This is a genomic window from Faecalimonas canis (assembly GCF_054601575.1).
Map to the genome: position 1 here is coordinate 25324 of NZ_BAAHSI010000027.1, position 22211 is coordinate 47534.

Below are 22211 nucleotides of genomic sequence, written 5' to 3' on the forward strand. Positions count from 1 at the left end.
AAGAGTGTATTTATACACCATTCTTTAGTTTGTTAAAATATTCACTACGCCTAGATTATAAGGAAAAATAGGGAAACCGTCAATAGCAGAAAGGCGGTTAGATTGTACTAAATTGAATACAGTATACAAGTTGATACAATTTTCCGGTAGGCAAATTGTAAAATTAAGAAAATATTTATTCTTTTTTCACAAAATTAGTGTATAGTAACAGTAGCAAAAAAACAATGTAAAGTAATTAGGAGTGTATAAAAAGATGAAAAGAAAGTTACAGGTGTTTTTAAGTTTAGTTTGCACTGCGGTGTTATTTTCTTCATGTGCTTCATCGGATACGCAGAAGGAGAATGTTGCACCACAGGATGAAGGAAGAAAGGTAAATGAAAGACAGGGAAATCTTGATGTATTAAATCCGATTGCATACAGTGACGTATCAGGAATCAAACTTGAACCGGGTTCTTACATATCTATAATAGGAAAGAGCAGCGACAGCGAATTTTGGAATGAAGTAAAAGCAGGAGCAGAAAGAGCGGCGGAAGATTTGAATACCGCTTTAGGATATAAGGGTGAAGATAAGATTAAAGTAAATTACAGCGGGTCTGCAAAAGGTGAGAATATCGAGGAACAGATTAATATTTTGGACGAGGAACTGGCGAGAAATCCGGTTGCGGTTGGAATAGCGATTATTGATTCTACTGCCTGTGAAGTACAGTTTGACTTGGCTGCAGAAAATGGTATTCCGATTGTGGCTTTTGACTCGGGAAGTGATTATAAAAATATTCAGGCGATGTGTTCGGCTAATAATAGTGAAATCGGGAAGACAGGTGCTGTAAAATTGTCTTCTATTGTAGAGGACGAGGGTGAAGTGGCATTGTTTGTACATGATAAAGAATCTACGAGTGCAAAATTGCGTGAAGAAGGATTTTTAAAAGAGATGCAGGAAAGTCATCCGAATATTAAAGTACCTCTTGTATATCATTTAGATGATTTGGAAGAGATGTCAAAGGTGATTGCTGCCGAGAAGAATAAGAATAAAAAAGAGGGAGAGAAAGATGTTCTTCCCGAAGAGATAACACAGACGGAAGCAATTCAGTATGTGTTGAAGAAAAATCCAAATATTAAAGGCTGCTTTTCAACTAACATCAATGTAAATGAAGAACTATTAAAAGCGTTGGAAGAAGACAGTGATTTGAAAATTGTTTCGGTAGACGGCGGTGAAAGTCAGTTGAAAGCGTTGAAAGACGGAAGAGTAAACGGACTGATTGTACAAAATCCATATGGAATGGGTTATGCAACAGTTATTTCAGCATCGAGGGCATCACTCGGAATGGGAAATCAGGCATTTATTGATTCGGGATTTATTTGGGTGACAAAAGATAATATGAATAAGAAGACAATTAAGAGAATGTTGTATTAAAAAATCAGGGGAATTTCCCCTGATTTTTTATTTCTTAGAAAGTGAGAAAATAAATTCTGTTCCTACGCCTTCGGTACTTATAACATTAATACTTTCTCCATGAACTTTTATAATTTCCTTTACAATAGCAAGACCAAGACCGGTTCCTTTTTTATCTTTTCCTCGGGATAAATCGGTCTTATAAAAACGTTCCCAAATCTGATGAATACTTTTTTTCGGAATACCGATACCCGTATCTTTTACGGAAATAAAAATTTTTCCGCCAAGTTCAGTTGTTTCTATGTAGATACTAGAATCAGGACTGCTGAATTTAACTGCGTTATCCAGCAGATTATATAAAACCTGTTGGATTTTTCGTTTATCTGCGTAGACCAAAAGTGTTTTAGAGGCAAACAAAAGTTCAATGGAAATTTTCTTTGCGGTGCATCTTCCTTCAAAGGAAACTGCGGTAGTGCGGATAATTTCGTGTATGTCAAAAGAAGTTTTGTCCAACAAAAGTTCTTTTGTGTCAAATTCATTTAACGTAAGTAAATCCTGCGTCAAATCAGTAAGACGTTCCGTTTCAAATAAAATGATATTTAAGTATTTATCATACATTTCTACCGGAATTGTTCCGTCTGCAATAGCATTTATATATCCTTTTATGGATGTGAGAGGAGAACGGAAATCGTGAGAAACATTTGCAATAAATTTTTTCTGATAACTGTTCATATCTCTCAATTGGTTTGACATATAGTTTAAAGATGCAGACAGGTATCCGATTTCATCATCTGTATTAATGTGTATTTCGTGTTCCAAATTTCCCGATGCATATTGTTTTGCTGCTTCCGTAATTTTGCGGAGTGGACGATAAATGAAAAAGTGCAGTCCGAGTAAAATGGAAAAAGATAAAACATAAATGACGAGTAATGTAATGTACACAACATTTAAAATCGAATTTTTTATCTCAGTTAAATCTGAATATGGCTTATGAATTAAAATATATCCTTTTGTATAAAATCCTTGTGTAATGGGGGCGATAACCGTAATCATTTCTTCTTGGAAAGAGGCATGATAATCGCCGACAAGATACTGCTCACTCCCCGTTTCTGCCGGATTGAATTTTTCAATTTCTATAGGAACAGAGGAGGAAGGACTATTCTGTGATGAGAGGAGAAGTTCTCCGTCTTGGTCGGTAATCCACACATCTGCATCCAGATAAGTAGTCATTCCGTTCAATTGTACCTGTGTGTCACTTAGCGACAGCGTATTTGTAAAAAATCCGGGCAGGTAGTCTTTTGCCATTAAGTTAGCTTCCTTATACAGTTCTCCGCCAATCTGTTTTTCCAGATTGGTTGCAAGGAGGGTAGAACCTAAAGTGGCTACTGTGAAAATACTGAGAAAGCCGAAAGCGATATAAATTAAAATAAATTTTAGATAAAGGGTACTTCGCATATTATTTTACCTCAAATTTATAGCCGATTCCCCAAACCGTTCCAAGACTCCATGTAGGATGGTCTTTGATTTTTGCGCGCAGTCGTTTAATATGCACGTCTACCGTTCGGGTATCTCCAATATAGTCATAACCCCAAATCTGATCCAACAACTGTTCGCGTGTAAAGACCTGATTTGGTGATGAGGCGAGAAAATACAGCAATTCTAACTCTTTAGGGGGCATTTCTACAGGTATATCATCAACCGTGACAGAATAATTTGTCAGGTTGATCTCAATGCCGGGGTAAGAAACACATTTACCTTTATCTGCCGCAGGAGTTTCCTGTTTAGCAGGCTGATAACGGCGAAGAACGGCTTTCACTCTCGCCACAAGTTCTTTCGCATCAAAAGGTTTAATCATATAATCGTCAGCGCCAAGTTCTAATCCAAGCACCTTGTCAAAGACTTCGCCTTTTGCGGAGAGCATGATAATCGGTGTATTAGATTTTGAACGGATTTCACGGCAAACCTGATAACCGTCAATGCCGGGCAGCATCAGGTCGAGAAGAATTAAATTCGGCTGATAAGTGTCAAAAGCAGTCAGGGCATCCTCGCCGTCATGTACCATCATTGTGTCAAAGCATTCTTTTGTTAGATAGAGAGAAATCAATTCTGCGATGTTTTCATCATCATCTACAATTAGGATTTTTTGTTTTGTTACCATAAATAAGTATCTCCTTTTCTTTTATTTGAACTCAACGATAGTTACACCGGCATCCCCCTCACCGAAAGCGCCAAGGCGGTATGATTTTACATATTTAAGACGTTTTAAATAATTGTGTATCCCCTGACGCAAAGCACCTGTTCCTTTTCCGTGTACAATTCGTACAGGGCTTAGATGTGCAAGATAAGCGTCATCTAAATATTTATCCAATTCAGCGATTGCTTCATCAACGGTTTTTCCAAGCAGATTTATTTCAGGACTTACGGAAAGTGATTTGTTCATTTTCATTTTTCCGTTTGATGTTCTACGCATCTGTTTGGCGGTAATTGTCATTGGTTCTTCAATGATTTCCAAGTCGGAAATATTTACCTGGGAACGTAAAATTCCCATTTGTACAAATAGATTTCCCTTAGCATCCGGAAGAGAACTGACTGTTCCGGTTAAGTTCATGCTAAGTACTTTTACGGATTCGCCAAGTTTGAAATCACCCGGTTTATGTTGTTTCTTTGGTTTTTTTGTCTGTAGTGAAGATTTTTCCTGTGTCTTGGAAATTTTTTGGCGAAGACGCTCACGCTCTCTTTCCATTTCAGCAACGGAAATATTTTCTTTTCCGAATTTACGGAAGTTTTTCATTGTTTCATCGGCAACTTCTTTTGCCTCGCGGAGAATTGTATTTGCCTTTTCGTTTGCCTCACGAAGAATGCGTTCTTTCTGCTCGTCCAGACGAGTCTGTTTTTTCTCTACACGAGATTTTAATTGTTGGATTTCCAGTTTATATGAAGCAATCTCCGCTCGCTCTTTTTCTATTGTTTTTCGGCTTTCTTCAAGATCAGAGAGTAAATCTTCAAAAGATTCATCATGTTCAGATAACTGGCGTTTGGCTTCGTCAATAATATAGTCCGGCAATCCCAGTTTGCCTGAAATGGCAAAAGCGTTACTTTTTCCCGGAATACCGAGTAAAAGCCGATAGGTAGGGCGAAGTGTTTCTACATCAAATTCACAACAGGCATTTTCTACACCATCGGTAGAAAGGGCAAATACTTTTAATTCACTGTAATGGGTTGTAGCCATTGTGCGAATGCCTCTTTGATGTAGGTGAGATAAAATGGCAGTTGCCAATGCTGCCCCTTCGGTTGGATCGGTTCCCGCACCCAATTCATCAAAAAGAACAAGAGAATGTTCGTCAACGTCTTTTAAAAATGATACGATATTTGTCATATGGGATGAGAACGTACTGAGGCTCTGTTCAATGCTCTGTTCATCTCCGATATCCGCATAAACTTCATGAAATACTGCAAGTTCAGAACGGTCAAGTGCAGGGATATGGAGCCCTGCCTGGCCCATTAAAGTAAATAGACCGACTGTTTTCAGAGAAACAGTCTTTCCGCCTGTGTTTGGACCGGTGATAATAAGCAAATCGAAATCACCGCCCAAAGTTAATGTGATTGGAACAACTTTTTTCTTATCTAAAAGAGGATGACGTCCTTCACGGATGTGAATATATCCTTTTGTATTAAAAAGCGGTTTGCTGGCGTTCATGGAAAGTGCGAGCATTCCTTTGGCAAAAATAAAGTCTAATTCTGTCAGAATGGCGAAGTTTGTCCGCAGTTCCTGAATATATTCGCCTGTTTCATCACTTAATCTTGCGAGAATTACCTGAATTTCCTCCTGTTCTTTTCCGTACAATTCCTTTAAGTCATTATTTAATTTGACAATCGCCATAGGCTCGATAAAAAGAGTAGAACCTGTGGAGGACTGGTCATGAATCATTCCCGACACCTGACTTCTGTATTCTGCTTTTACGGGAATACAGTATCTGTCACCACGCATTGTAATAAGAGAATCTTGTAAATAGGATTTCAGTGAGCCGTTAACAAGTGAGTTCAGTGTGGAGTGAACGCGTTCATTTAGTAACTGAATACTTTTTCGGATATGTTTCAGTGTACTGCTGGCGTCATCACTAATTTCATCTTCACCTAAAATACAGCGGGAAATCTCATTTGACAAAATGCTTAATGGTTCTAACTGGTTAAAATAAGGGTCAAGACAATCTTCCAAATCATCTGCTGTGTCGTGCCGGCCAAAAGATTTTACACGGTTTGTCACTTGCAGAAGTTTTGCAATACGCAGAAGTTCGTTACAGGTCAAAACTCCGCCTACATCAAGACGCATCAGGGAATCTTCTATCGGATAACATCCACTGAAAGAAATACGTCCTTTCTTCACGATTCTTGTAAATGCGGACGCTGTTTGTTCCTGAGCCAAGTTAATATCTCCGATATTAAGCATCGGACTTAATTTTTTACAACGTTGTTTTCCGCTGGGAGAGGAAGCCTGTTCTTCCAACAAATCAATGATTTTATTGTATTCTAATTTTAATTGTGCTTTTTTATTCATATTCCACCTCAATTTTCTAGCAAATTACAAAGTCCTTTAAGTTACATTCTACCCTATTTAAAGAGCAATGAAAAGGAAAATATTGAACAATGAACATCAATCATGTATACTATAAAAAGGAGAATAAAGGAGTCAATGAATGTCTATGGAATCAAATAAAATCCCAAAGGAATATTCAAATGAGCATGAAGAGGAAAAGAAAGAATTTTCCTTTTTACAGGAAACAATTAAGTCAGAGCAGATGACAGGCAGAAAACTGGCGGGCCGCATGACAATAATAGCGGTTTGCGGGATTCTTTTCGGTCTGATGTCATGTGTCGGCTTTTTTGCGTTAAAACCATGGGCAGAATCGACTTTCAATCAAAATACAAATAAAGTAACTATTCCTAAAGATAAGGAAGAGAAAGAACCGGCAAAAGAAGAGGAGCAGGTTCAGACCAACAGTCCTGAGATGACATTGGAAAGCCATGAACAATTAAACGAGGCATTATTTGAAGTGGCGAAAAAAGCGGAGAGAGGTGTCGTGGAAGTTCGGGGAATTCACGGAAAAGAAGGGTGGATTGAAGAAACATATGACACGGTAAATAGTGTGTCCGGCGTGATAATTGCAGATACGGGAGTGGAAATTCTTGTTTTGGCAAATAATTCTGTTTTAAAAGATGCGGAAAGTTTAAACTGTACGTTTTGCGACGGAAGCACATATGGTGCGGAGATGAAAAAGCAGGATAAAAACTTAGGAATAGCCGTATTTAGTGTGAAAAAAGCAATGCTGAAAAGTACGACTACTCAGCAGATAATGGCACTTGAATTGGGAAATTCTAATTTGGTAACGCAAGGAGATACATTGATTGCACTTGGGAAACCATTTGGTTATTCGGATGCAATCAGTTATGGTATTGCGAGTTCAATCGGCAAAGAAATATCTTTTGCTGACGGAGATTATCGTATGATTTTGACGGATATTCCGGGCAGTAATAATGGAAGCGGTATTTTCATTAATACGGCGGGGGAAGTTGTCGGTATGATTAAACCTAATTTGTCCGGCAGTGAAAAAGTATCTACGTCAAATGCATTGGCAATTTCTGATTTAAAAACAGAAATCGAACTTTTATCTAACGGAAAAAGCGTTTCCTATATAGGAATTACAGGGGCGGAAATCACGGCAAAAATTGAGGAGGAGCAAGGACTTCCGCAAGGATTATATGTCAAAAATGTAGAGAAAGATTCTCCGGCGATGGCAGCGGGTATTCAGTGTGGAGATATTATTGCAAGTGTAGGAAGAACAAAAATAACTACACAGGATGCCTATCAGAATGCGATTTTAGAATATGAGTCGGGAACACAGATAGAATTAAGCGGAAAACGAAGAAGCAATAACGGATATGTGGAAATAAAATTTGCTGTAACCGTTGGAAGCAAAGAATAGAAAAGAAAGAGGAAAGAAATGAAGTATATTAACACATTACATGAGGGTGAAACAGTTAGGGACATTTATTTATGTAAAACAAAACGTTCTGCGGAAACAAGAAATGGGAAACCGTATGACAATCTGATTTTGCAGGACAAAACAGGAACGTTAGATGGAAAAGTGTGGGATCCAAATTCCAGCGGAATAGCAGATTATGATGAAATGGATTTCATTGAAGTTTTTGGGGAAGTTATCAGTTATAACGGTACGCTCCAGTTAAACATTCGACAAATCCGAAAAGCATTCGAGGATGAATACAATCCGGCAGACTATATGCCGACAAGTGAAAAAAGTGTAGATGCAATGTACGATGAATTGCTCGGATATATTAGGCAGGTCAATAATATATATTGCCGTCAGGCGTTAGAATACTATTTTGTCAATGATGAAACGTTCATCAGACAGTTTAAAGGACATTCGGCAGCAAAAACAGTACATCATGGTTTTGCGGGAGGCTTGTTAGAACATACATTAAGCATTGTAAAACTTTGTGAATACTATGTGGGAGCGTATCCGATTTTAAACAAAGATTTATTATTCACGGCAGCAATTTTCCATGATATTGGAAAAACAAAAGAATTATCCGCATTTCCAGAAAACGATTACACAGATGACGGACAGTTATTAGGTCATATCGTAATCGGAGTAGAAATGATACATGATGCAATTCGTACCATTGACGGTTTTCCACAAAAATTGGCGAGCGAATTAAAACATTGTATTTTAGCACACCACGGGGAGTTAGAGTACGGTTCCCCTAAAAAACCGGCACTTGCTGAGGCAGTTGCGTTAAATTTTGCGGATAGTACAGATGCGAAAATGCAGACATTAACAGAAATATTTAAGGATAAACAGGGAAGCGAATGGCTTGGATATAATAGGTTGTTTGAATCGAATTTAAGAAGAACCAGTTTGTGATAAAAGTGTGAACGGGGACGTAGTAAAATTAAGAAATGCTACGTCCCCGATTGAAGTTTACCGTGTCCCGAAATGAAGGAGTAAGTATGAAGAAGAATGAAACAGCAGTAGTAAAAATAGAAGATATAGGTGTAAATGGTGAGGGTATAGGCAAAGTTGACGGCTATACACTTTTTATAAAAGATGCAGTTATTGGTGATGTGGCAGAAGTTAAGGTGATGAAAGCGAAGAAGAATTATGGTTATGCTAAGTTGATTAATATTTTAGAACCTTCAAAAGACCGTATGGTAGCGAAATGTCCGGTAGCAAGACAGTGCGGAGGATGTCAGATTCAAGAACTTTCCTATGAAAAGCAGTTAGAATTTAAAGAAAAAAAGGTGCGTGGAAATTTAGAGAGAATAGGTGGATTTTCTTCTGAATTTTTGGACACTGTAATGGAGAAAATTTGTGGAATGGATAATCCGTTTCACTACCGCAATAAAGCACAGTTTCCATTCGGGACGGATAAAAACGGTCAGATTGTAACTGGCTTTTATGCGGGAAGAACGCATCAGATTATTCCGAATAGAGAATGTTCACTAGGACGTGAGGAAAATGGAGAAATTTTGCAAATTATTTTAGATTTTATGAATAAATATCATATCACTGCCTACGATGAAACAACAGGAAAGGGGATTGTACGTCATGTTTTAATCCGATTTGGTTTTACTACCAAAGAGATTATGGTTTGTCTTGTGATAAATGGGGATAATTTTCCTCACAGCGAAAAATTAGTGGATAACTTACGAAAAATTGAAGGAATGACGAGTATTACCTACAGTATAAATAAAGAAAATACGAATGTGATTATGGGCAAAAATATCCGTTTACTTTGGGGACAGGAATATATCACAGATTATATCGGAGATGTAAAATATCAGATTTCTCCACTTTCTTTTTATCAGGTAAATCCGAAGCAGACGAAAAATTTGTATCAATATGCGTTGGATTATGCGGGGTTGACCGGCGAGGAAACGGTGTGGGATTTATATTGTGGAATTGGTACAATTTCTTTGTTTTTGGCTCAAAAGGCAAAAACAGTATATGGTGTGGAAATTGTTCCACAGGCAATTGATGATGCAAAGAGAAATGCAGAGATTAATGGAATTAAAAATGCGGAGTTTTTCGTAGGGAAGGCGGAAGAAATTTTGCCCGAATATTATGAAAATTATACTAGGGAGCATGATGGTGAAAAGGCGTATGCAGATGTGATTGTTGTTGACCCACCACGAAAAGGTTGTGATGAAACGTTGCTTCATACAATGGTGGAAATGAGCCCGAAGAGGATTGTGTATGTGAGTTGTGATTCGGCTACGCTGGCGAGAGATTTGAAGTATTTGTGCGGAAATGGGTATCGATTGGAAAAGGTTCGGGCGGTGGATATGTTTCCGATGACGGTGCATGTGGAGAGCGTATGCCTACTGGAAAGAGAAAATGTGTAGATATTTTTTAAGTGTATCATACATTTTTTGTGTATAGAAAAAGCGGATGTTTTGTAACAGTGTTTACGGGGCACCCGCTTTTGATATTCTATTTAGTTTACTAATGACTAGTAATCCGGTTCTGTTTACATTCTGCTATATTGAGATGTAAATATTCCTAAAATTCTATCAAATCCCACAAATAATTTGACACACCAAAATCCTAGGTCTATAATAAAACGCAATAATGAATTATCTAAAGGAATTTTTACAAAAAGAACGGATGACAAAGGGGGCAAAAGAATGAAATACATCAGACAGTATTTTGGAATGCGAAAAGAACTCTATATTTTGTTCTGGGGCAGGGTTGTGACAAATATGGGGGCGCTTATTTGGCCAATGATGACATTAATACTGAAAAATAAATTGGGATATTCGGCATCACAGATTGCCAGTATTCTCATTCTCCTCGGTATTGCTCAACTTCCGTGTACACTAATCGGCGGAAAATTGGCAGATAGGTTTAACAAACGAAATTTAATTATTATATGTGACATGGTGACAGTTATAAGTTACTTTATATGTGCATTTCTGCCAATGTCGGAGAAGGTGATACCGTTGCTGGCTTTAGCTGCTATTTTTGCACAGATGGAATGGCCAAGTTACGATGCGTTAGTAGCAGATTTATCTTCGGTAGAGGATAGAGAACGGGCGTACAGTCTGAACTATTTGGGTGTAAATCTTGGTTTGGTATTAGCGCCAACGATAGGTGGATTTTTATTTGCAAAACATCTTTCGCTTGCATTTCTCATTAGCAGTGTGGCGACATTTTCATCAACTGTGCTGATATTCCTTTTTATCAAGGATATTACACCGGTGAAAACGCAGGAAGTGTCCGGTCAGTATGAAGAAGTCCGTGAAGGACATAGTATTTGGCAGGTTTTATGGGAAAATAAACTGTTAATGCTATTTATGTTATGTGGCGGTATTTGGATGCTAGTTTATAATCAGTTTAATTTTCTGCTTCCTCTGAATTTAGAGCAATCTTATGGGGAGCAAGGGGCAGTTCTGTTTGGCACGCTTACAAGTGTAAATGCGTTTGTTGTAATTGTCGGGACACCGATACTTACGAGGGTTATGGTGCGTATTCGGGATGTGGAACGGCTTCTCATAGGGCAGATTTTGATTGTGATTGGATTTTCCGCCTATATATTTATACAAAATGTACTTGTTGTTTGGTTTGTATCCATGATAGTTTTTACACTCGGAGAGATTTGCGAAACATTAGGGAGGCAGCCATATTTGACAAGACGTATTCCGGCATCACATAGGGGAAGATTTTCTTCCTTTTATACCGTGTTTGCGGGAACTTTTCAATTAGGCGGGCAGAAAGTTGTAGGTAGTATGGCTGATATGATGTCTATGCAGAATGTGTGGTTGTTCATCGTAATTATAGGTGTTATGAATGTTGTAGGTTATTATATTCTTCGCCAAAAAGACAGGAAAGCTTTTTCGTTACTTTATAAATAAGGGATTAGTATATACTCTTTTTCAAAAACAGTTTAAATCATACAAAATTGTTTCTTGGGAAAGAGTATATTTGCGTTTACAACTCTATTTTTTTTTTTTTTTTTCAGATATTTAAAAGAAAAAACCCTTAAAGTCTTGTAAATTTTTGGGAGTTTGATATAGTATAAGTAGTCATTCATATCGCAAAATAATCGGTTTTTCGACATGAGATGACATATTATTTATATATAAACGGATGAGGAGGGATTTTACAAAAGATGACAAAAAAATTGAAATGGGCAAAGATAATTTCCATTGTGTTATGTATTTCATTGTTCATTTCCAATTTTCGCGTAATGGCAGCAAACGAAACGAATGAGAGTGTATCAGAGGGAAATACACAAAGTGCTGAAACGCAACCGCAAAACATATCTGATGATTTTGAGCGAGTTTATTCAGAGGGGAAAATTCATATTTATAATCTTTCGCAATTAAAGGCAATTGGTACAAATCAAAAGTTGAAAGATAAAGATAGTGAGGAAGAAACTTTTGGATTAGGAAACTATGTTGTCGATGAGAATGAACAAGTAACTTATGCGTTAGACGGTGATTATGTATTAGAAAACGATATTCCTCTCGATTGTGAAAGGTGGAATCTTCCGGAAGGATTCACAGGAACTTTTACATCTAAAGATAATCAAATCAAGAATCAGCTGTATGACGAACAACGCGACATTATTTACATCTACAATTCATATCAACTAGACTTACTTGTGAATAATCAAAGCGAGGACAGTCAATCTCCTGTATTATCACTTGACTATGATGTTAATCAATTCGGTAAAGGGAAACTTGTATATAAACAAAACGGTGGAGAATATCTTACATATAGTCAAAATCACAATTATGTATTATCAAAATATTTTACGTCTAAACGTCCGGCTAATGAAGTTTTAGTCGAGCAAAAAGAACGGGAAGAAAAGAAAGTGACATATGCTTCTTCAAATTGGGAAAATACTGATTTGTCGGGCAGGGATTATTATGGACAAGTCTATAAAGAAATCAATGGCAAAAAATATATTTTAATTGGAAATAGGCAGCAGTTAAAAGCAATTGGTTCAGATAAATCTGTTACTCCTACGTTATTTCTTTACAAAAATCCTCTTATAGGGCAGGAAAAATATATCCCACTATATCCGGGGGATGCTGATTTTGGAAAAGATGTTACTTATGGCGGAGAAAAGTTTAAATATTTTGATAAGAATCCGATACCGGACGAACTTATGCATATTGATTATAACAAAGGTTTGATAGGAACTGTCAGAGATATTTTAGGCGGTATTCTTGGAAACTTATTGGGAGGTTCAGAAGTTGTCGGATATAATAGTGAAACAGGTGAGCCGGATAAGTCAATTACAGAAAGAGATATTAAACATATCTATAAAGATTTAAAGTATTCTAAAAATGCGGATTATATTATTTTTAGAGATATTGATTTGCAAAATGTAGATTGGACCCCATTAATGTTTTCAGGAACAATGCTTGGTGCTAAGGCGGATACGCAGGGAAGTTTATGGGATGCCAATGGGATTATTGCAACGAATAAACCGATTATCTCAAACATCAATGTAAATCAGACAAAACCGATTGATACGACAAAACAATCAGGAATTGGATTTTTCGGAAGCATCATGTCTACTTCTAAAAAACAGATAGGTGTATCCGACCAAGAAGTACTTGTGAAAAACATTAAATTACAGAATATCTCCGTACAGAATAATGCGGAAAAAATCAAAGATAACAGGGGCTTGATAGATGGACTTTTAAAGATACTTGGTACTATATTGGGTACTTTATTGGGAGACCTAGGAAATGTGCTTGATAATTTGTTAAATCCGGATAAAAACAGTGATCCGACTGTATTTGCAACAGGTACTTTTGCAGGACGGATAAGCGGAGATGTAAGTATTGAAGACTGTGAAGTGGAAAATGTAGGAAAATTATCAAATGTTCATGATTATGTTGGTGGATTTGCAGGATATATTGAAGGAGTTACCGAATATGGAAAACTACAGGAAACATTAGGTCTTGTAGTAAGAGTCCTTGAAGAAGTTCTGAATGTACTTCCATTTATTGACCTTGGAACATTGATTCATGTGCTATTGGATGGGAATATTATCCAATTAGACAGTTTAATTCCTACAGGATATAAAAATCCGGAAATTACCAATTGCCATGTTATTCATAACGGTACGTTAAGTATCGGAAATGCAAAGCAGAATTATGTTGGTGGATTTGCGGGGAAAATGGTAGGAACAGTTGTTAAAACAAGTTCCGTTCAAGTTTCGGATTTGTCATTAAACGGAAAGAATATGGTAGGTGGATTTAGCGGATTTACTGCTAATGCAGAGTTGGTAGGGCTATTAGACAATCTTGGAGTAGATTTGATTCAGTCTATTCGGTTAAATTCATTTATATTGGGCTGTGAAGTAAAGACGGATACGTTGCAAATCACGGCAAGCGAAAAATACGGTGGCGGAATGACCGGAGCGCTGGCAAACAGTTTCTTAGTTGACAATACGATTACAGGTTCAACTCGGATTAAGGCAAATAAATTCTCCGGTGGAATGAGTGGAATCGCAACTTTGGGACAAGCGATTTCTTTAGGAGAATTTTATACCGGAAAGAAAGACTTAGTGAGTCTGATTTCCAAAATACTGTCGGGAACACTTACAGGCGATGAGGAAAATGCATTACTTTCCTTAACGGGAGTAAGTCCATCCGTTTTGGCTGGGAATGAAATAAACGGTTTGTTAAGTGTAAATGCAGTTGAAGATTACGCAGGCGGACTTGCCGGTCAAGGTGACGGTGTGAAAATTATTTCTTCATCAGAGTTAAGCGAGAAATCATTCATATGGAAGAAAGTCTTGCCGATTCTTAACTATACGGTGAAGAATAGAAAAAATACGGTGACAAACCTTAATGAAGTAAAAGGGAAAAATTTCGTTGGAGGCATTATTGGCGAGGCAAGAACTGCAAGTGCAGCGGGATTACTCAACAAGGTATTGGGAATAGGAAATTTCCTAAAATTTGAGATAGGCGATACACAAGTCACGAACAGTTCAAGTGGTGCAAGTATTACCGCTGTAAATGATTATGCCGGCGGTATGGCGGGACGTGCAATCGGAGGAGATATTTCCAACATTAATATTACCGAGTTGAAAGAAGTGACGGCACAAAATTATGCCGGAGGATTCATCGGTCACGGCGGCACGGGAAGTCTTGCGGAAACAGGGGCACTTAATATTTTAGGTTTGATAAAAGTGTCTAACTTATTGTCCTTGGCAGACGGAATCGTACTGAAGGTAAATAATGCAAATGTAGGCGGAATTCAGACAGGACTTGTTGTATCTTGTACAGGCTCGCACAGTGTAGAGTCCGATAAAACACAATATTACGCCGGAGGATTTATCGGAAAATCTACAAGTGTACATATAAGTGACGCAAATGTAATGAACTTAAGGAAAGTAACAGCAGATACGAAGTTTGGTTATGCCGGCGGATTTAGCGGAAAGAACGAAACGGGAGGTCTGGCGGATGCGGCAGGAGAAGATACAGAAGCACTGAAATTGCTTGGAATCAACGGATTGCTAAATGCAATACCTTATCTTGTGTCGGATTTCGAGAAAGTTACCGTAAAATTTATTTCACAAAATGAACCTCAGGTAAAAGCAGGTTATGCCGGTGGATTTATCGGTGAAATGCAGAGTGGAAAGATTGATAACAGTAAACTTACCGAGCCGTATGCGGTTTACGGTGCGGAATATATTCAGGGAGAATATTATGCGGGCGGATTTGCCGGAAAAATGTATTCGGGAGGTCTTGCTTCGGCAAATGGATTATCGGTATTAAACGGTGTTCTTAATGTTAATTTAAGTAATTTATTAAATGTTTTGAATGTATATATTCCGAGTGTAAAATATGCCGGAGTATCTTCGGACGGACTAGTTGTGGAAACAATTTCTATGGATGAAATAGATTTGCATTCCGGTTCGGCGGGCGGTTATGTCGGTTACGGAAGCGGCGTGAAAATCAGCCATAGTGATGTGAAACAGTTGAAATTTACTGAGGCTGCTCAGTCACGTTATGCGGTCAGCGGGGTGAGTAATGCAGGTGGCTACGTTGGAAAACTAGACATTGGAAGTTCAGCTTCGCTGGGTGACGGCTTAAAGGCATTGGGCATATTACAGTTAACTCAATTAACACAGGCGCTTGATGTTGTTGCTTCAGAAATCGAACATTCAAATGTTTATGGAGCAGTAGGCGGATTTTCCGTCAGAGCAGACGGGAAAAAGGGAAATAGCGACGTTATCGGAAATGCAGGCGGTTTTTCCGGTGCTATATACGGTTCACAACTTCAAAACAGCAATGTTTACAATTTTAACTGTATTATAGGGCAGGAAACGGCAGGAGGCTATGTTGGAAATTTCCAACCGGGAAATGTTGCAAGTGTAATAGGAGAAACAGAAGTACTTGGAGGTCTTTTAACAACAAGTGGAAATGTGTTATCCGTTTTACAGTCATTTATTCCGATGATTTATAATTCAGAAACAACAGCGACTCCTTGTGGAAGTACGGTTCGTGCCGAAGGAGAGAGCGATAGTACACGACCTAGAGGTTTGGCAGGAGGATATGTCGGTTATAATCTCGGAGGACGAATTGAGGGAAATTCAGACAGAGAGTGGAATGGTAAAAAACCTGCTGTCAAAAGAGAAAATGCAGTTATTCGATTGCGTTCTGTCTATGGATATGAATTTGCCGGAGGTTTCAGCGGAAGAGTGGAAAGTGCCAACGTTGCGGATACAGGAAGTATAAGCATTTTATATGGGCTTATTAAACTGTCCAATCCTCTTGAGGCGTTGAGCGCTGTTTATCCGACGGAAACAACTACAGCGGTTTATGGTCCGTTAAGAAAACTCGATGTAGAAACATGGAATAAATGGGTAGATGCAGTTGGCGTCAACGGAAGTTATGGACAGCAATTTCAAGAATTGGGAAAAGTAGAAAATCAACAGCAATTAGATGAGATTATTCGACAGTATGCATACGGTTACGATGTTAAAGCCGGACGTCAACAGGCGGGAACATTATCAACTCAAGGCGGAGCGGCAGGTGGTTATGTCGGACGTATGGACGGCGGTGTGATTACATCAGCGCATGCGTTGGATGTTAAAGATGTTTTAGCATTTAGAAGCAGTGGCGGATTCGTCGGAGAAATGATGAGTGCCGGAGTAGCGAATGTAGGCGGTCTTGAACTGGCAGGATTGGATGTGACCGGAAGCATACCTGTACTTGAAACGTTTGTTCCTGTTATACAAACATCTTCATCAATAGGATATCGTTCCGGTGCGACTATTATTGCCGAAGGAACAGACATTAACAATGGACAGGGAAATGCCGGAGGCTTTGCAGGTATTGTAGTTGGCGGACAGATAAAGGGAAACGAATCACAATTCTGTGCGATAAGTAATCTGAAAAAAGTAAAAGGAACAAATACGGTTGGTGGTTTTGCCGGAAGCATTTTGACAGGAAGTGCTGCGAAAGTAAATGTAGGTTCAAATGACGGTTTGCTTTCAAAAGTCTTAGGAGTATTACTTGGAGATGCAAGAAATCTTGCGAAAATATTGAATGCTACCGTTTCTACAGTATCCTATACGAAAGTAGAAGCATGGGATAGTTGGGGAATTGTTATTGATGGTACATACAAAGAGGAAAGTAATCCTCAGACGCAGTATGCATATGCAACAGGCGGATTTGTCGGTAATACAAGTGGTTCTGTTTTTGGTGACAAGGATAAAAATACGGAATCGCTTATTGTTAAAAATGTTAGAAGTGTTACAGGAGGCGAGTATGCCGGAGGTTTCTTTGGATTGGCTGATGTTTCAGCAGTTGCTCAGGTGGGAGAGAATCAGTCAGATTCTATTTTGGGTCTGATTGGTCTTGGTGAGTTAGATGTGCTTGATGCATTTAGAACATATATCTATCACGCTTCCGTACAGGGTTCGACTGTGCAGGGACTTATGGTTGATGCAAAAGAAGAAACTGAGATGGGAACACTGAACAGTAAAGTTTACAGTGGCAATGCAGGTGGATTTGGAGGAAGCCTGTATAACGGTTCGGTCAAAGATTCAAAAGTCACAGGTTTAAATAAAGTGACTGCACTCAATTACAGCGGTGGATTTATCGGACATCTCGGCAAGAGCGGAGCAGTTGATTTGGACAAGGTGCAGACAGATAATGTTTTGAGTGGTTTGTTAAATGCAACTGCCGGAGTAATGGACAATTTCGGTTCGCATATAGAACGCTGTACAAGTGAAGGGTTTGCGGATGGATATGTCATTGCGAGTCAGAGTGGAAGTGAAGCGATGGCAGGAGGATTTACCGGTTATGCAGATCTTGCCAAAATTGATGAAAGTCATGCAAAAAATCTAAAAAAAGTTATAAGTGACCAGATTGCAGGCGGATTTGCCGGCAAGACCAGTTTTTCTTATCTGGCAGATATTGATGCCGGTTCGAAAACACTGTTAGATCCTGTTTTATCTATTGTAAACAACTTGTTGGATATTTTATATATTGACGATTTGGAAAATCTGGGAGCGATAGAAATTGACTTGGGATTTATAAAACTTAAAGTTCTTGCAGACGGAGATGTGCTTTCTGTTAATTTGCTTGGCCTTAAAATATCTGTTGCTTTAGTGAAAAATAACGGTGACGGTACAAGCGATGTTGCACAGGTTCATATAGGAGATTCTTATATTGAAATACCTTGTACAAGTGATAAAGGAAATCACATTAAAGATACGGAGAACGTTAAGATTGGTATTATTAAGTCTAACCGTACGAAGATAGAAAGTTCTACCGTGACAGGTATTGCTGCAGGATATGATGTATTTGGCGGCGGAGCGTCCGATGATAAAGATGGTATGCATGAAAAAGGTATGTCAGGCGGTTTCATTGGATTTAATAATGAAGGACTTTTAGAAAATAATGATATGTATTACGCAGATACAATTCGAGGCAGTCATAATCAAGTCGGAGCATTTACGGGTAAGACTTCTCTTGAGTCAGTTTATGAGTTTAACACGATAAAAAATATTGAGGGTGCGGGAAATAACTACCGTATTTATCGTGGAAAAGATGAATTTACAAATTTATTTGGTCAGGGCGGAAATTTAATTGCTACAGCTGACAAAAATAGTGAAAAGTGGAATGAATTTCTCATCCATCATATTATAAAAGTTGAAGAATATGATGATTTAAAAGGAGCAGACCTCTCTAATGGAAAAAAAGAAAAAGAGGCAGGTATTTATGTTTCTGACAGCAAAGCGGTATTGATGAAAGATACAAAGGTTGTTGATAATGAGGGAACGACAACACCTCCGCCGTCGGATATGCAAGATCCTTGCGATGAGATGATACATTTAACAATCAACAAAATATGGAAAGATTTTAGCAATCTTGCAGGAATAAGACCTGATAAGATTACGGTTCGTTTATCTAGAACATATATGATAAATGGAGAGAAGAAAACGGACACGGATTTTAATCCAGTGATAGAAATTACTCCATCAAATGAGAAGAATGTTTGGCAATATATTGTTAAGGATTTGCCGGCATATAAGATATTAGATGATGGAACACATGCGTATTACACATACGAATTAAGTGAAGACCCGATAAAAGATTACGATACAAAAATAGAAATATCGAATGACGGTTACACAATCACCATTACGAACACGCATATACCGTTTTTAGCAAATACAGGCGGTGCAGGAACTCTGTTATTTACCGTAATTGGTTTGTTGGGGATTTCTATAATTTTATTAAGTTTCAAAAGGAGAAGAGAAAATGAAAAAAGTAATTAAGAGAATGCTGGCAGTAACAACAGCAATGATGATGATGCTTGCAAGTGTCATTTCTGTTTCAGCAGCAGGGACACAGGGAACAATTAGTTTTCACACAGGAAGTCATGATGTAAATGGAGTAGAGTTTAAAGTTTATCAGATGATGAACGCAACAGTATCAGGAAGTCATGTTGCATATACAGTCAATGCTGACTTTGATAAATTCTTTACAGAAGAGTTATTAAGCGGTGCTGTTGGAGAGTCAAAAGATGACAAGGCATATAACTATGTTAAAGAAAATGTGGCAAAAAAAGATTTTCAAGATAAGGTTAAAACATATGTAACTACAAATTCAGTTGCTGCAAAAGATACTTTAACAGGAGCAACAGGAACAAAAGTTTACGCAACAAAAGCGTTAGATTTTGGATACTATGCGATTATTCCAAGTGGGGAAACATTTACTCCTTCTTTCACAACTTTGTCTAAAAATACACAGAATGTTTACTTAAAAGGAAAAGAACCAGGAGTAGATAAGAAAACAGACGGAAAGGATTGGAGTTCTGCACAGATTGGAGATAAAGTGAACTTTACTGTAACTTCAATGGTTCCGAATATGACAGGATTTGATTCATATACTTTTAAATTGACAGATACAATGTCAAATGGTTTAACAGTAACAAAAGATACACTTGACTTGCAGGTGAAAATCGGAGAGCAGATTTTAACACAAGATAAGTATACAGTAAATGTAGAAGGACAAAAAATTACAGTTAACATTACGAATTTTATCCAATATAAAGATAAGGCAAATGAAGAAATTGTATTCACTTATTCAGCCGTATTAAATGAAAAGGCAGTTTCTACAAATCCGGAAAAAAATACAGCCAATGTACACTGGGGAAATGATCCGGACAAATTAAATAACGGAACACCGGATACTGTATATGTTCATACTCATAAGTTGACAATCAACAAAGTAGACGAAAGTAAACACGGTTTAGCAGGAGCAGAATTTGAATTATACAGAGGAACTGAAGTAAAGGGAACTCCTGTGAAATTTGTGGATTTAACAAATGGAAATTATAGAGTTGCTAAAGAAGGAGAAGGAAACACTACTACAAAATTAGTTTCATCTACAAACGGAACAATTACTGTGGAAGGTTTGGACGAAGGCGATTATCGTTTAGTAGAAACAAAAGCGCCAGACGGATATAACAAACTAAGTGCGCCGGTAGAAATTAAGATTGGCGCTACTACAGAAAATAATGGACAAAGTGTTACGGTAACGGGAAATACTCAAGAAGTTATTAATAAAGCAGGCTCATTATTACCGGAAACAGGCGGAATTGGTACAGTTATGTTTACTATTATCGGTGGAGTAGGTATTTTAGTTATTGCTGCTTCTTTCCTTTTAGGAAATAAAAAGAAAAAATAAACAATGAATAATATTTAAGTAGGATGAAAAAAATTAATTTATTCAATTTCATTAGAATTATCGGATTCATATTTTTTCTAGGAATATTGCTTTATCCTTCATTCAGTGACTATCTTTCGAGAATGAATAGTTCACAGGCCATTTCTTCATATAAAAAAGAAGTAAAGGAGATTGATGAACAGACGAAAGCACGGATGCTGGAAGAGGCAAGGGCGTATAATTCTTCGTTGATTGGAAATGAGGAGTTATACGACCCATTTTCAAATGAGAAAAATACAGATTCTGATTATATGAAATTATTAAGTACTTCTCAAGACGGAATAATGGGCTTTATTCAAATTCCTGCTATTGATGTAAAGTTGCCGATTTATCATACGGTAAAGGAAAGTGTCTTGCAAAAAGGTATCGGGCATATGGAAGGAACTTCCTTGCCGACCGGAGATGCTGGGACTCATGCTGTATTATCGGGACACCGTGGTTTGCCAAGTTCCAATTTATTTACGGATTTGGATAAACTAAAAACAGGCGATATTTTTTACATTGAAGTTCTTGGAAATACAATGGCCTATCAAATTGATCAGATAAAGACAGTTCTTCCCACAGAAACGAAAGATATAATGATTGTAGACGGAGAAGATCATGTGACATTAGTAACGTGTACGCCGTATTCGGTGAATACACATCGGTTACTTGTAAGAGGAACGAGAACAGATTATGAAAAGGCTATTGAAAAAGTATCAAACGAGGTAGACAATGGACTGCATATTCCTTTTGAGGTGAAAATATTATTAATTGTATTATTAATATTGTTTATTTTATTGTTTTGGATAAGGAGGAGGAAACGTGTTTAAAAAAAGAGCAATTCAGATTATAAAAATGCTGCTTGTATGTTTTATTATCTTCTCCCTTCATTCCAGAGATAGTTATGCACAGGATAAAGGAGTCGGCTCAATTACGCTGTATAGCCATTTCAATGCAGATAGTGGAAGCATCCAAATTGAAAAGGATTGTTTTAGGGTAATGAAGATTGCCGATTATGTAGATGGGCATTATGTAAATAAAACTCAGTTTTCTTTTTTTCCATTGTATTCCGAAAAGATGAATGCCTCAGAAAAAAAAGAACTGGCATTTGATTTGGAAAAGTATACTTATAAGGAAAAGATAGAGCCGGATGATGAAAAAAGCAGTGATAAAAAGGGATATACGGTTTTTAACAATTTAGAAAAAGGCGTTTATCTTGTCACTCAGAACAGACAGGAACTTTCAGCACAAAAACAATATATAACAAATCCATTTTTAGTCAGTGTACCAATGGTCAGCGACGGAAAATTGATTTATGACATTTATGCTGAACCAAAGTATACGGAAGGGGAAAGTGAAAAGGGAGAACCACAGGAACAAGACAAACCAAGTTTACCGGAAACAAGTGATGAATCAGACAGTAATTTTTGGATACTGCTAATTTCTGTTTCAATAATGATAATCGCTGCTCTTTCTTTATCAAAACGAAAAGACAGAGAATTATAATACTTGCTTTTTTTCCTGAATTATGATAGAGTAAGCGAAAAT

At 37.6% G+C, this 22211-nt stretch carries 12 protein-coding genes; 9 read left to right on the top strand and 3 right to left on the bottom strand.

Annotation, left to right across the window (positions count from 1 at the left end; translation table 11 throughout):
• Positions 1-253: 253 nt before the first annotated feature.
• Positions 254-1411, top strand: a complete 1158-nt coding sequence (locus tag ACYPXO_RS08035) for a substrate-binding domain-containing protein (RefSeq protein WP_459640068.1) — start codon at positions 254-256, stop codon at positions 1409-1411.
• Positions 1412-1438: 27 nt separating this feature from the next.
• On the opposite strand, the gene ACYPXO_RS08040 is transcribed toward ACYPXO_RS08035, so the two are convergent.
• Genes ACYPXO_RS08040 through ACYPXO_RS08050 form a run of 3 tightly spaced genes read right to left on the bottom strand, consistent with a single transcriptional unit; the run spans position 1439 to position 5945 of the window.
• Positions 1439-2845 (bottom strand): sensor histidine kinase, encoded by a 1407-nt coding sequence (locus tag ACYPXO_RS08040; protein WP_459640069.1) that lies wholly within the window; start codon positions 2843-2845, stop codon positions 1439-1441.
• 1 nt (position 2846) lies between these two features.
• Positions 2847-3548, bottom strand: a complete 702-nt coding sequence (locus tag ACYPXO_RS08045) for a response regulator (RefSeq protein ID WP_459640070.1) — start codon at positions 3546-3548, stop codon at positions 2847-2849.
• Between the two features lie 21 nt (positions 3549-3569).
• Complete coding sequence (locus tag ACYPXO_RS08050; RefSeq protein WP_459640071.1) at positions 3570-5945, bottom strand: endonuclease MutS2; 2376 nt, start codon at positions 5943-5945, stop codon at positions 3570-3572.
• A gap of 139 nt (positions 5946-6084) precedes the next feature.
• Here ACYPXO_RS08050 and ACYPXO_RS08055 point away from each other — a divergent pair, with 139 nt between their 5' ends.
• The 8 genes from ACYPXO_RS08055 (at position 6085) to ACYPXO_RS08090 (ending at position 22169) form a co-directional block, all read left to right on the top strand.
• The gene (locus ACYPXO_RS08055; RefSeq protein WP_459640072.1) at positions 6085-7371 is read left to right on the top strand and encodes a S1C family serine protease; all 1287 of its coding nucleotides are present in this window, start codon (positions 6085-6087) and stop codon (positions 7369-7371) included.
• 18 nt (positions 7372-7389) lie between these two features.
• A complete protein-coding gene (locus ACYPXO_RS08060) occupies positions 7390-8331 on the top strand; it encodes a 3'-5' exoribonuclease YhaM family protein (RefSeq protein ID WP_459640073.1) in 942 nt (313 codons plus the stop codon).
• Positions 8332-8417: 86 nt separating this feature from the next.
• Complete coding sequence (rlmD, locus tag ACYPXO_RS08065) at positions 8418-9812, top strand: 23S rRNA (uracil(1939)-C(5))-methyltransferase RlmD (RefSeq protein ID WP_459640074.1); 1395 nt, start codon at positions 8418-8420, stop codon at positions 9810-9812.
• A gap of 282 nt (positions 9813-10094) precedes the next feature.
• Positions 10095-11321: an MFS transporter gene (locus ACYPXO_RS08070; protein ID WP_459640075.1), complete on the top strand. Its 1227-nt coding sequence runs from the start codon at positions 10095-10097 to the stop codon at positions 11319-11321.
• A gap of 257 nt (positions 11322-11578) precedes the next feature.
• Complete coding sequence (locus ACYPXO_RS08075) at positions 11579-19228, top strand: Cna B-type domain-containing protein (protein WP_459640076.1); 7650 nt, start codon at positions 11579-11581, stop codon at positions 19226-19228.
• Positions 19212-20642 (top strand): SpaH/EbpB family LPXTG-anchored major pilin, encoded by a 1431-nt coding sequence (locus tag ACYPXO_RS08080; RefSeq protein ID WP_459640077.1) that lies wholly within the window; start codon positions 19212-19214, stop codon positions 20640-20642. Before ACYPXO_RS08075 ends, ACYPXO_RS08080 begins: the two co-directional genes overlap by 17 nt.
• Positions 20643-20665: 23 nt before the next feature.
• Positions 20666-21493 (top strand): class C sortase, encoded by an 828-nt coding sequence (locus tag ACYPXO_RS08085; RefSeq protein ID WP_459640078.1) that lies wholly within the window; start codon positions 20666-20668, stop codon positions 21491-21493.
• Complete coding sequence (locus ACYPXO_RS08090) at positions 21486-22169, top strand: pilin N-terminal domain-containing protein (protein ID WP_459640079.1); 684 nt, start codon at positions 21486-21488, stop codon at positions 22167-22169. Before ACYPXO_RS08085 ends, ACYPXO_RS08090 begins: the two co-directional genes overlap by 8 nt.
• Positions 22170-22211: the final 42 nt, after the last annotated feature.

What these genes read in the sequence shown, in the direction of transcription:
- ACYPXO_RS08035 (WP_459640068.1), top strand. Translation starts at nt 254, where the DNA reads ATGAAAAGAAAGTTACAGGTGTTTTTAAGTTTAGTTTGCACTGCGGTG.
- ACYPXO_RS08040 (WP_459640069.1), bottom strand. Translation starts at nt 2,845, where the DNA reads ATGCGAAGTACCCTTTATCTAAAATTTATTTTAATTTATATCGCTTTC.
- ACYPXO_RS08045 (WP_459640070.1), bottom strand. Translation starts at nt 3,548, where the DNA reads ATGGTAACAAAACAAAAAATCCTAATTGTAGATGATGATGAAAACATC.
- ACYPXO_RS08050 (WP_459640071.1), bottom strand. Translation starts at nt 5,945, where the DNA reads ATGAATAAAAAAGCACAATTAAAATTAGAATACAATAAAATCATTGAT.
- ACYPXO_RS08055 (WP_459640072.1), top strand. Translation starts at nt 6,085, where the DNA reads ATGTCTATGGAATCAAATAAAATCCCAAAGGAATATTCAAATGAGCAT.
- ACYPXO_RS08060 (WP_459640073.1), top strand. Translation starts at nt 7,390, where the DNA reads ATGAAGTATATTAACACATTACATGAGGGTGAAACAGTTAGGGACATT.
- rlmD (WP_459640074.1), top strand. Translation starts at nt 8,418, where the DNA reads ATGAAGAAGAATGAAACAGCAGTAGTAAAAATAGAAGATATAGGTGTA.
- ACYPXO_RS08070 (WP_459640075.1), top strand. Translation starts at nt 10,095, where the DNA reads ATGAAATACATCAGACAGTATTTTGGAATGCGAAAAGAACTCTATATT.
- ACYPXO_RS08075 (WP_459640076.1), top strand. Translation starts at nt 11,579, where the DNA reads ATGACAAAAAAATTGAAATGGGCAAAGATAATTTCCATTGTGTTATGT.
- ACYPXO_RS08080 (WP_459640077.1), top strand. Translation starts at nt 19,212, where the DNA reads ATGAAAAAAGTAATTAAGAGAATGCTGGCAGTAACAACAGCAATGATG.
- ACYPXO_RS08085 (WP_459640078.1), top strand. Translation starts at nt 20,666, where the DNA reads ATGAAAAAAATTAATTTATTCAATTTCATTAGAATTATCGGATTCATA.